Consider the following 11631-nt stretch of genomic DNA (forward strand, 5'->3'; position numbering starts at 1 on the left):
GCACGCCACGCCACGTCGCGTCCGCGCGGCTGCGCGGCATGTTGCGTCCGCGCGCGGCCGGCACGTCGCGTCGCGTTTGCGCGGCTCCACGGCATGTCGCGTCGCGTCCGCGCGTGGCTTCACGGCATGTCGCGTTGCGTCCGTGTGGCTGGCTCGGCGCGGTGCGTCTGTGCGGCGGGTCCGTCGTGGGTCAGCGCGACGGGGTCAGCGTGGGTGAGGGGGTGAGCGCGGGCGAGCCGGACGTGGAGGGCACCGCCGAGGGCGTGGGGGTCGGGGCGGCCTTGGTGTCGGGCTGGACCAGGTGGCGCTGGAGGGCGACCTCGGTGAGGCCGGTGCCGCCGACCTGGATGTCGTCGTAGGCGGAGAGGTGCTGGTTCTCGTCGAAGTACAGGATCGACAGGGCCAGCGGCAGGGGTTTCGAGCGCTCCAGGCCGCGCAGGCCGGCCCCGCCGGTCGAGCCCTCGACCATCAGCAGGGTGCGCTCCTGCAGGGCCTTGAGGGCGGCCGGCGACTCCGACGTCGACGGGGAGGGGACCGGCACGGGCGCGGGGGCGGCGTTGGCGGGGTTCGGGTTGAGGCGGGCGATCGAGCGTTCGTGCTTGTGACCGGCCAGGACCAGCGGGCACAGGCCGGCCAGTTGCTGGGCCGCGACCGGGTCGTGCACCATCGCGACGTCGACCGGCTTGGAGCTGCTGCGGATCTTCGCCGCGAGCACGTTGCCGGCCTCGATGACCTCCTGGTGCTGCTGCTCGTCCGTCTCGTCGGTCGACTTGTCCGGGGTGAACCGGGGGTCGCCGATGCCGGCGAAGGTGATGCCGTCGACGGTGACGACCGTGTCGTCGAGGACCGTGGCGTTGGGCTGGCGGCCGACGGCGGCTGCGGTGACGGCCGAGTCGTGGTTGCCGCGGACGTAGAGGTACGGGACCTTGAGGTCGCCGATCACGTTGACGTAGGAGGCCTCGGGCTCCGAGCCCCAGTCGTTGATGTCGCCGGTGTCGACGATGATGTCGATGTCGAACTGGTCCGCGACCGAGCGCACGACGCCCCACGCGGCCGGGTTGAGGTGCATGTCGGAGATGTGCAGCACCTTGGTCGTGCTCGTGTCCGGCTCATACACCGGCAGCGCCGAGATCGTCCCGTACAGCTTGCTGACGTTGAGCACGAGCTTCTGCAGCTGGTCGCGGTACTCCTCGAACCGGTCGGTGATCCGCTTCGCGTCACCGATGATGGCCGGCGCGTTGACCAGCAGGCCGCGATAGGTGGGCTCCTGGATCGCCGCCGGCTTGAAGGTCAGCAGCGTCGCCGCCCCGGTCGATGCCAGCACGCCGAGCACCACGAAGCCCGCGATCGCCGTCTCCCGCCGCGCCCGGAACACCAGCGCGACCAGGATCATCCCGCCCAGCAGCCCGAAGCCCGCGGTCTGCATCGCCAGCCGCCGCACCCCGAGGTTGAGCTGGTCGACGGCGTCGTGGCTGAGCTGCTCCAGGTTGCCGGACTTCGCCGCGAACGCGCGGGTGCGCGCCTCGTCCAGCGACTCCAGCCGGATCCGCAGGTGCGCCGGCCCGTCGTGGCTGTCCAGCTCCAGGGAGCCCAGCGGCGGGATCTCCACCGACGTGTCCCCGGTGAACGACGGCGCCAGGGAAAGCTGCGCGCGGAACGGTCCGATGTCCTGCGTGGTGCTGCCGCCGAGCGACACCCCGATCAGCATGCCGACGATCGCGACCGCGCCGACGAGCAGTCCGTGCCCGAGCCGCCGCAGCCGGGGGTGCTTCGGCGTCTTCGACCTTCGGCCCGGCCCGGCCGGATGGTGCCGGCGCCCGGCCGCCATGACGATCGCGCGGCGCCGGGCCCGGGCGGCGGCCAGGGCGACGCGGCGCCGGAACAGCGATCTCAACTCTTGCCGGCCTCGCCGACGTCACTGATCACCAGGCGCAGAAGCTGGTCGTCGTCCGGCTTCGGCGTGCCCCGGCCGTCCTTGTTGGACGTCGACACCCACAGGCTGCCGTCGGGCGACACCGCGGCCGCGCGCAGGCGCCCGTACTTGTCGTCGAGCAGCGGCACGGGTGCGCCCAGGAGCGTCCCGGCTTCGGTGGCCTGCATGACGTACAAACGCTGGCCCTTGAGACAGGAGGTCACGAGGAAGCCCCCGAGGTAGGCGAGCCCGGAGCAGGAGGCGTCGGCCGGCTTCCAGGTCTGGATCGGGTTCGTGTACTTCGGGTCGCTGCCCTTGCCCTCCACGGCCGGCCAGCCGTAGTTCTTCCCGGCCTCGATCACGTTGAGCTCATCGACACTGTCGGCCCCGTAGTCCAATGCGTACATGCGCTGGTTCTTGTCCCACGCGAACCCTTGCACGTTGCGATGTCCGTAGCTGTACACCGCGGTTCCGAACGGGTTACCGGGCGCCGGCTTCCCGTCCGCCTGGAGCCGCAGGATCTTCCCGCCGAGGCTGGTGAGGTCCTGCGCCGTCTCCGGCTTGTTGGCGTCGCCGGTGGCCACGTAGAGGAACCCGTCCGGCCCGAACCGGATCTGCCCGCCGTCATGCGTGGTCGCCTTCGGGATGCCGGTCAGGATCGGCGTGGGCGGCTGCCCGAGGGTCAGCTTCGCCACCCGGTTGTCGTCCTGGGCGGTGTAATACACGAACACCGTCTTGTCCGTGTCGTACTGCGGCGAAACCGCGACCCCGAGCAGCCCGCCCTCGCCACCGGACACCGCCGCGTCGATCTTCTGCAGCTCGGCGACGAGCATCCCGTCGGACGTGGTCTCCTTGCCGACCTTGAGCAGCCGCTTGCTGTCCCGCTCCGTGACCAGCGCCGACCCGTCGGGCAGGAACGCGATCCCCCACGGCACCGCGAGCCCCTTGGCCAGCACCGTGACCGGCACCTCCGCGCCGCCGTCATCGCTCCCGCCCGACCCGGAGGGCGACGGATACGGCGAAAGCTTCGGCGGCGACCCGAGCTCGTCAGGCGGCGGCGGCCCGAACGAGCAGGCCGCGAGGCCGAGAACCGCCACCGCCGCGCAGAGGCCAGCAACACTCCGGCCGACGGCACGGCCTGCAAAACGGTACGTCCGGGCGCTCACCCGGCCAAGCGTAGCGTTGCCACCTGAGCGCTACCGTTCCCACCGCACATCCGCCCTCAACCGCCTCAAACCCACCCAACGCCGCACCGCGTCGGGGCGTTGGAAGTTACTTGGTCGGCTGCGGGCTGTCCGCTACGGCGTCCAGCTGCCGGCTGTTCTGCACGGGACCCGGCTGTGGGCGGTCTTCGGTTGCGGCCGGCTGTGAGGTGTCCTCGGCGGCGTCGGGCGCGGTTGCATCGGGTTCGGTCGCATCGAGCTCGGTCGCGTCGGCGTCCAGGGCGTCGGGCGCGGTTGCGTCGGGTTCGGAAGCGTCGGGCTCGGGCGCGTCAAGTTCGGCGGGGTCGGGGTCGGTCGCTTCGGAGTCCGGGGTGCCGGGGTGGGTGGTGGGGCGGTCCGGCTGCAGGTCCTGGCCGCTGGCCTTGATGAGGCGGGGGAGGTCGGCCGGGCGTACCGCGTCCAGCTGCACCAGGTGGCCGTTGGCCAGGCGGGCCTGGACCGTGTTGCCGTCGGTGACCAGGCCGTCGACGGCGTTCCACGGGACCGTGCGGTGGCCGAAGAGCGCACGCACCGTGAAGCCGCGCTCGTCGGCGTCCGTGCCGGCCCGCCAGGCCCAGACGGCGATCGCGAGGGGGATCAGCAGGAGCGGCAGAAACCAGACGCTCTCGGCGAGCAGCGGAATGCCGCCGATCACCGTGATCGCGCCCGCCACGGCTAGGGCGGCGCTGCGGCGGAACTTGACCTTGATCTGCTGGCTCACACCGCCATCCTCCCACCTTTCGAGGAACTGCCTCCGGGCGCCCGGGCGGGCATACTGAGCGCCGTGGGGGATGAGAACGGCCGCCCTTCGCCGCCACGGGCGGCCGGGGTTACGCTCGGTGCCGTGCTTGACGAGATCGCGACCGGTCGGGGGGCCGGACGGGCGATCGGCGGTGGTATGTCCGGCTTCGTAAGCTTCCCCGGCGATCGCCGGCCGGCCCGGGCCGTGCGCTCCGTAACCGCGCCGGTGCGTGGTCGCGGTCCGCGGTCGGCCGCGTGCTCCGCAACTGTGTGCGGCGGTGAGTCTGCTGGTCGTCGCGGTGCGTGGTGTGGCGGGCACGTTGCGGCCGGATGTCGGGATTATGGCTGTGGCGGGGGTCGCATCGGCTTCCGGTCCGGGTCGGTGGCGTGGGACGCTGGGCGATCCGCGACCGGTCGGGGGGCCGGTGTCGGAGACGTTCGATATGTCCAGCTTGGCGGGTTATCGCCCGTGGCGGGAGGCTAGGACGTGACCACCACATTCCGCCCGGACGCACCCGCGCCGTGGGCCGACGGGGTCAAACGCAGCAAGCGCGTCGCCGTGCGCCCGACCGGTCTCGTGGCGGGCGTGCTGCTCGGTGTCGCGGTCGTCGTGGGGCTCGCCGTCGCCGGCTGGGGGATCAAGGAGCTCAGCATCCTGTGGGGTGCCGCGGCGATCCTGGCGCTCGCCGGTGTCGTGGCCCTGACGCTGCGCGGCTTCCCGCTGTTCGCCATTCTGGCCATCGCCGGCGGCGCGGTCGCGTGGGGAGCGGCCACGCGCGGACGGCTGCCGGACAGCTGGTTCGACATCCTCGGGGTCCTGGAGTTCATCGGGATCAATCTCGCGTTCGTAGTACCACTGGCCGGGTCTTTTCTTTCCGCTCTTCTCCTTGACGCCCGCCGCGTGTCCCGGCTGTCCATCGACGAAGCCGTGAGCGGCCGCCGCTGGTGGGGCAAGCCCGACGATCACCTGCCCCGCCTGAAGGAGCTCGAGGCCATCCCGAGTGCGCGGTTCTTCGCGCTGGGTGAGGGCGGCTGCACGCATCTGGTCGCCGCCGGCCGCCGGGTCGCGCTGTTCCTGCCGACGGTGTGGCCGCACGGTGAGTTCACGATGGACGCCGCGGGGCAGGTCCTGCGCGGCGGCCGGCTGTTCGTGCCCGGGTCGGAGGACGTCGACGGCCTGGCCGCCGAGGTGCACACCTGGCGCGAGCAGTTGGCGAAGGTCGGTGGCTCGGTGCGGGGGTACCTCGTGGTCGCCCCCTCGCGCGGCGACGTCTCCGAGGACCTGGTCATCTCCGTCGCGCCCGGCGAGCACCTGCACCTGGTCCACGCCCACGAGATGGTCGACGCGGCCGGCCGGTGGCTGTCGGCCGAGCCATACCGCGTCGATCTCCACGTCATGGAGCGCCTCCTGGTGCTGGCGGCCGGCAACGAACTGCCCGAGCCGCTGTCGCTCCCGCGCACCTTCGCCCGCGAGGCCACCGAGCCGTCGGCGGAGCGCTCGACCTCACCTACGGACGCCGCCTTCGCCGCCGCGGCTTCCGCGCCGACCGGCGGGGCGTCTGCCGGTGGGCCGCCGGCCGTGCTGGGTGGTACGCCGAGCGAGGCGGCCGGCACGACGACGGCGTGGCGCCCGGGCAGCGGTGCGATGCGCGCCCGGCTCGGCCGCCTGGCCCGCAGCGCGACGACCCGCGGCGAGGGGCACGGACCGGCCGTGGACGAGCCGTCGGGCGATCGGCCGGACGCGTTGACCGCGGATCGGGCCGACGCTTCGGGTGGTGCGCCGGACACGCTGGGTGCTCGGGGTTTCAAGTCCGACGGCGAATTCGCGGCCGAGGGGTTGTTGGCTGACGACGACCGGTTCGAGTCCGCCGATCGCCGTGACCGCAGTTCCGGCTTCGGGGCCACGCTGGGGCTCGGGCGCGATGCGGAGCTCGGCGGTGATGCCGGCCGTTCGGGTCGGGGCATGGACTCGGGTGGTGCCGGCCGCTCCGGTCGTGGCGTGGACTCTGGTGCGGGCTCCCGCTCGGGTCGCGACGACGGGGACTCGGGTGGGGGAGCGCGCGGGGGCCGGGGTGCCGGGGCCGGGGGCGGTTCGCGCTCCGGTGGGGACGGCGGCCTGGGTGGTTCGGCGGGAAATGATCGGGATTCTGACTTCGGTGGACGTCCGCGCCTTGATCGCATGTTCGATGATGGTGCTGCTTCGGGATCTGATGGCGACGCTCGGTCCGCGACCGAGCGGCGTGCGGCGGGTCGCGAAGGTGACGGGCGTTCGCGCTTTGAACGTGAATTGGACCGGATTGACCGCGACTCGGGCGCGTCCGCGCGCCGGGGTTCCGATCTTGGAGATGAGTCGTTGACGCGCCCTTCTGGCGAACGGAACGATCACGAGCAAGCCGGCGAGTCCAGTGCCTCCTGGGAGGCGCGGGCCACTCGCGAACTGGTGGGGGACTGGGACAACGACTCCGCCAGCCGCTTGGCGGCCTGGGCGGCCGAAGGCGCCACCGAGCCGGAGTCTCGCTCCGCGGCTCGGCGGTCCTGGTCGCCGATGGGCGGCGAGACGCCCGCGCCGGGCGACCGGTTCCAGTGGAGCAGCCAGGCCGACGACTTGCCGGTGGCGTACGAACCCGGGAACTGGCCGGAGCAGGCCTCCGACGCCTCATCGAACACGGAGCGTGACCGTTCGGGTGCGGGATCGTGGGACGGGTCGTCGTCGCGGGCCGCGTCCGCGCCGGCCGGCGAGTCGTGGCGGGACAGCCGGGCGCCGGAACCCGTGGCGGACTCCCGGTCGGATCGCCGTGCGCCGGAGCCCGTGGCGGACTCCCGGTCGGATCGACGCGCGCCGGAGCCCGTGGCTGACCCGTGGGCGGATCGCCGTGCGCCCGAACCCGTGGCCGAGTCCTGGCGCGAGCAGCGGGCGCCCGAGCCGGTTGGTGAGTCGTGGCGGGATCGCCGTGCGCCGGAGCCGGTGGCGGACTCCTGGTCGGATCGGCGGGCGCCGGAGCCGGTGGCGGATGCTTGGCGGGAGCAGCGGGCGCCGGAACCTGTGCCGGACTCCTGGCGGGAGCAGCGGGCGCCTGAGCCGGTGCCGGACTCGCGGCGGGATCGGCGGGCGTCGGAGTCGGTTGGGGAAGCCTGGCGGCCGTCGCGTGCTTCGGAGCCGGAGCGCGGGCGGGAGCCCTGGGGTGGCGCGTTCGAGCGGGCGCCCGAAGCCTGGGATGGCGGGGCTGAGCAGGGCGGGTCTGAGCTTGGGCGGTCGGACGAGGCGGCGCGGTCGGACGGATCACAGTGGTCGGACGGGGCGTCGCGGTCGGACGGGGCGCGTAGGTCGGATGGGGTGCAGCGGGCGGCTGTTGAGTGGCCGCCGCCGGCTGAGGAGCGGCCCCGGCTCGGTGGGCGGCCTTCGGTTGAGTGGCGGTCTGCGGGTGATGCCGGTGGGTCGGCGGGGCAGTCCGGGTCGTCGGGGCGGCTTGGCCAGGCGGAGCAGTTCGGGGCGGCGGGGTCGTGGTCGGGCGGATCCGAACCTCAGGCGGGCTCCGGGGCGCTGGGGGATGGGTACGGGCCGCATGCCGGTGGAGGTGACCGGCCCCTTGCCGGTGGGGGTGAGCGGCCTTCCGTTGCTTGGCGCAGCGCGGGTGAGGCGGGAGGCGAGCGGCCCTCCGTCGAGTGGCGTAGCGGGGCTGAGGCTGGGGGCGAGCCGGCTTCGAGTGCTTGGCGTAGCGGGGCTGAGGCTGGGAGCGAGCAGTCCGCGGGCGGCTGGCGTGGGGCGGCTGAGGCTGGGAATGAGCAGTCCGCGGGCAGTTGGCGTGGGGCGGCTGAGCCGGGGGGCGAGGCGGCTCCGGGTGACTGGCTTGGCGGGGGTGAGGCGGCTCCGTACGGGCGGGGGGCTGAGGTGCCTTCGGCCGGGGAGCGGCGGCGGGGCGAGCGGGGAGCGTTCACCGGGAATCTCTTTGACGGGGATTCGCCGGAGTTGGTGGCGCAGCCGCTCGAGCTTGGGCGTACGTGGGATTCGGACGCCGGGGCGCGGTCCATCCGGCGGCGGGATCGGATGCAGCAGGCGGACGGGTCCCAGCATCAGGCTGCGGGGCCGGACTGGCGCGGTGATGATGGCGGCGCCGGCGGCTTCGGCGGGGATGTCGGGAGCTCTTCCGGGGCCGGGGTGCCGGTTGTCGAGAATCGGCGGCCCGAGTTCGGGGGGTCGGCTGAGCGTTGGGGTGGCCGGGCCGAGCCCGTTGCCGATGCTTCGGACTGGAGTGGCCGGGGTGACACCGCGCCGGCGGCCGGTGCCGGCTGGGGTGATCGTGGCGATGGCGGGCCGGTCGCTGGGCGCGGGCGCGCTGAGGTGGCTGGGGCCGAAACCGGCTGGGCTGGACCGGGCGATGGTGGGCCGGTCGCCGGGCGCGGGCGGGCCGATGTGCCCGGTGCCGGCGGCAACTGGAGTGGTGCGGCTGACAACTCGCCCGTAGCTGGGAACAGCTGGGGTGGTGCGGCTGACGACTCGCCTGTAGCTGGGAACAGCTGGGGTGGTGCGGCTGACGACTCGCCTGTAGCTGGGAACGGCTGGGGTGGTGCGGCTGACAACTCGGGTGCGGCTGGGGCTCGCTGGGGGCAGGCGGCGCAGCCTGATGCCGGAGCTGGGAACGGCTGGGGTGGACATGCCGCTGGTGGGGGCGAGCCGCAGTACGGGCCGGGCTGGGGGGCGCATCCTTCCAGTGCGGCTGGTCAGGGTTCGGCTTCGAGCGCCGGCGCGGAGAACGGCGGTGGCTGGGGAGCGCATGGGCGGGGTGCGGCGACTTCGGGCCCCCAAAACTCTCAGGTCCCGCAGAGCCCTCAGAGTCCTCAAGGCCCTCAAGGACTTCAGAGTTCTCAGGGCGCTCAAGCTCCTCACGGCGCTCAAGGTCCTCACGGCGCTCAAGGTCCTCACGGCGCTCAAGCTCCTCACGGCGCTCAAGGTCCTCACGGCGCTCAAGGTCCTCACGGCGCTCAAGGTCCTCACGGCGCCCGGGGTTCTCACGTGGCCGCTGCGGGTGGGAACGGGGCTGAAGACGCCTGGTGGGACTCGGGGGCGCCGCCGGCTGCTGAGAGCGCCGAGAAGGGCAAGAAGTCTCGGTGGGGGCGCAACAAGGACAAGGACGCCGGGGCGGAGCGGGACGACGCCGGGAACGCTGACTGGGCGGCTGAGGCCACCACTCGGTGGGATCGGGGCGCGGCCAAGAGTGACGATCGGGCGGTCGGGCGGAACGAGGAGCGTCCGGCCGGGCGCAACGACGACTGGGATCGGCGGGGCGAGCGGGAGGCCGGGCGGCGCAATGACGACGGGGCCGGCTGGGGCAACCGCGGGGAGTCGATTCCGGAGCAGCGCAAGCGGGAGGTCGGGGCCTTCGAGGACCTGGCGCCGCTGGAGCTGAACCTGGACGAGGAGCCCAAGGAGAAGACCTCACGGCGGTTCCTGCGGCGCAAGTAGCTTGACTCTCCAGCCACGGGAGACACCACGCTGGTTTCCATGACGATGAACGTGACACCCGAGGAGCGGCGGGAACTGTTCGGGGACAACGACCCCGAGCAGTACGCCGCGGAGGCTCAGGAACGCTGGGGCGACACCGACGCCTACAAGGAGTCGGCGCGCCGGACGGCGCGGTACACGAAGGCCGACTGGGAGCGGATCAAGGCGGAGGCGGCGGCGAACACCGAGGGGTTCGCGGCCGCGTTCGACGGCGGTGTTCCGGCCGATGATTCGCGGGTCATGGACCTGGCCGAGGCGCACCGGCAGCACATCGGCCGGTGGTTCTACGACTGCCCGGTCGAGATGCATCAAGGGCTGGGCGAAATGTACGTCGCCGATCCGCGATTCACGGCGAACTATGACACCGGGCATCCGGGACTCGCCGCGTACATCCGGGATGCGATCCGGGCCAACGCGGCCCGGCAGTCCTCATAAAGGCCCGCCAGGGCCGGATCCGGGTCGGCAAAGGCCCGCCAGGGCCGTCGTGGTAGAGGTCCGTAACTAAGGCCCGCCAGGGCCGTCGTTGTAGACGTCCGCATGTGCGGACCTGGCAGGGAGGCCCCCCGGGGCCGACCGGTGTCTGGCGGGAGCGGCGGACCGCAATCACCGCGGACCCGAGTAAATAGGCGTTTGAAAAGGGGCCCCTTTCTCGGAAGGGGCCCCTCAATCACGAAATCGCTCAGGCCGTTTCGTTCAGTGGCCGGTCGACCCAGCTCATCATCGACCGCAGCTGCTTGCCGGTCTCCTCGATCGGGTGGTTGGCGCCCTGCTCGCGGTACTTGGTGAAGTTGGGCCGGCCCGCGTCGTCCTCGGCGATCAGCTCGCGGGCGAACTCGCCCGACTGGATCTCGCCGAGAATGCGCTTCATCTCTTCCTTGACGCGGCCGTCGATGACGCGCGGGCCGCGGGTGTAGTCGCCGTATTCGGCGGTGTCGGAGATGCTGTAGCGCATCCGCGCGATGCCGCCCTCGTACATCAGGTCGACGATGAGCTTGAGCTCGTGCAGGCACTCGAAGTAGGCGATCTCCGGGGCGTAGCCCGCCTCGGTGAGCACCTCGAAACCGGTCTGGACCAGCGCCGACGCGCCGCCGCAGAGGACGGCCTGCTCGCCGAACAGGTCGGTCTCGGTCTCCTCCTTGAACGTCGTCTTGATCACGCCGGCGCGGGTGCCGCCGATGCCGGCCGCGTAGGCCAGCGCGAGGGCCTGCGCGTTGCCGGTGGCGTCCTGCTCGATCGCGATCAGGCAGGGGACGCCCTTGCCGTCGACGAACTGGCGGCGGACCAGGTGGCCCGGGCCCTTCGGGGCGACCATGCACACGTCGACGTCCGCGGGCGGCGTGATGAGGCCGAAGCGGATGTTGAGGCCGTGGCCGAAGAAGAGCGCCTTGCCGGCGGTCAGGTTGGGGGCGACGGCCTCGGCGTAGAGGGAGCGCTGGACCGTGTCGGGCGCGAGGATCATGATGACGTCCGCCTCGGCGCTCGCCTCGGCCGGCGTGAGGACCCGCAGGCCCTGCTCCTCGGCCTTGGCGCGGCTCTTGGAACCCTCGGGCAGGCCGATGCGCACGTCGACGCCGGAGTCGCGCAGGCTCAGCGCGTGGGCGTGGCCCTGGCTGCCGTAGCCCAGCACCGCGACCTTGCGGCCCTGAATCAACGACAGGTCGGCGTCGTCGTCGTAGAACACCTCGGCGGGCATGTACTTTCCTCTCAGGCGAACAAAACGACCAAATCGGTCAAAACCGAAAAGAACCAGTCTTACGCGGCGGCGCGGAGCGCTGGGCCGGTCGTGATCGAGCGGGAGCCGCGGCCGATGGCCACGACGCCGGACTGGACCATCTCCTTGATACCGAACGGCTCCAGGTCACGAAGCAGCGCGTCCAGTTTCTCCGACGTGCCGGTCGCCTCGATGGTGAGGGCGTCCGCGGCGACGTCGACCACGCGGGCCCGGAACAGGTTCACGGTCTCGAGGACCTGCGAGCGCACCGGGCGTTCCGCGCGCACCTTCACCAGCAGCAGCTCCCGCTGCACGCTGGCGGTGGTGTCGAGTTCGACGATCTTCAGGACCTGCACGAGCTTGTTGAGCTGCTTGGTGACCTGTTCCAGCGGCGATTCGTCCGCGTTGACCACGATCGTCATCCGGGAGACCTCGGGGTGCTCGGTCTCGCCGACGGCCAGGGAGTCGATGTTGAACCCGCGCCGGGCGAAGAGCCCGGCGACGCGAGCCAGTATGCCGGGCTTGTTCTCCACCAGGACGGAGAGCGTGTGCTTGGCCATGATTG

The 11631-nt window shown here is 72.2% G+C and carries 9 protein-coding genes; 2 read left to right on the forward strand and 7 right to left on the reverse strand.

Features of this window, described 5'->3' with window-relative positions:
• Positions 1–190: 190 nt before the first annotated feature.
• The 5 genes from ACIA8L_RS06360 to ACIA8L_RS06380 form a co-directional block, all read right to left on the reverse strand.
• Positions 191–1894 (reverse strand): metallophosphoesterase, encoded by a 1704-nt coding sequence (locus ACIA8L_RS06360; RefSeq protein ID WP_395901053.1) that lies wholly within the window; start codon positions 1892–1894, stop codon positions 191–193.
• On the reverse strand, positions 1891–3078 hold the full coding sequence (locus tag ACIA8L_RS06365; protein ID WP_395901055.1) for a PQQ-dependent sugar dehydrogenase: 1188 nt from the start codon (positions 3076–3078) through the stop codon (positions 1891–1893). Before ACIA8L_RS06365 ends, ACIA8L_RS06360 begins: the two co-directional genes overlap by 4 nt.
• A gap of 106 nt (positions 3079–3184) precedes the next feature.
• Positions 3185–3835: a PH domain-containing protein gene (locus ACIA8L_RS06370; protein WP_395901057.1), complete on the reverse strand. Its 651-nt coding sequence runs from the start codon at positions 3833–3835 to the stop codon at positions 3185–3187.
• 480 nt (positions 3836–4315) lie between these two features.
• Positions 4316–5248: a hypothetical protein gene (locus ACIA8L_RS06375; RefSeq protein ID WP_395901059.1), complete on the reverse strand. Its 933-nt coding sequence runs from the start codon at positions 5246–5248 to the stop codon at positions 4316–4318.
• A gap of 989 nt (positions 5249–6237) precedes the next feature.
• Complete coding sequence (locus ACIA8L_RS06380) at positions 6238–6522, reverse strand: hypothetical protein (protein ID WP_395901061.1); 285 nt, start codon at positions 6520–6522, stop codon at positions 6238–6240.
• 2344 nt (positions 6523–8866) lie between these two features.
• On the opposite strand from ACIA8L_RS06380, the gene ACIA8L_RS06385 reads away from it, so the two are divergent.
• Positions 8867–9316, forward strand: a complete 450-nt coding sequence (locus ACIA8L_RS06385; protein WP_395901063.1) for a hypothetical protein — start codon at positions 8867–8869, stop codon at positions 9314–9316.
• A gap of 39 nt (positions 9317–9355) precedes the next feature.
• Positions 9356–9790, forward strand: a complete 435-nt coding sequence (locus ACIA8L_RS06390; RefSeq protein ID WP_395901065.1) for a TipAS antibiotic-recognition domain-containing protein — start codon at positions 9356–9358, stop codon at positions 9788–9790.
• A gap of 244 nt (positions 9791–10034) precedes the next feature.
• Here the strand turns inward: ACIA8L_RS06390 and ilvC are convergent, their stop codons facing one another.
• Both ilvC and ilvN read right to left on the reverse strand, forming a co-directional pair.
• Positions 10035–11048 carry a ketol-acid reductoisomerase gene (ilvC, locus tag ACIA8L_RS06395; RefSeq protein WP_395901067.1) on the reverse strand — a complete coding sequence of 338 codons (1014 nt, stop codon included), beginning with the start codon at positions 11046–11048 and terminating at the stop codon, positions 10035–10037.
• 59 nt (positions 11049–11107) lie between these two features.
• A complete protein-coding gene (ilvN, locus tag ACIA8L_RS06400) occupies positions 11108–11626 on the reverse strand; it encodes an acetolactate synthase small subunit (protein ID WP_223101686.1) in 519 nt (172 codons plus the stop codon).
• Between the last annotated feature and the right edge of the window lie 5 nt (positions 11627–11631).

Source organism: Dactylosporangium sp. NPDC051541 (genome assembly GCF_044454505.1).
Lineage (GTDB): Bacteria > Actinomycetota > Actinomycetes > Mycobacteriales > Micromonosporaceae > Dactylosporangium.

Bases quoted from the DNA above. Each gene is read 5' to 3' on its own strand.
- ACIA8L_RS06390 (WP_395901065.1), top strand. From the start codon at position 9,356: ATGACGATGAACGTGACACCCGAGGAGCGGCGGGAACTGTTCGGGGAC.
- ilvN (WP_223101686.1), bottom strand. From the start codon at position 11,626: ATGGCCAAGCACACGCTCTCCGTCCTGGTGGAGAACAAGCCCGGCATA.
- ilvC (WP_395901067.1), bottom strand. From the start codon at position 11,048: ATGCCCGCCGAGGTGTTCTACGACGACGACGCCGACCTGTCGTTGATT.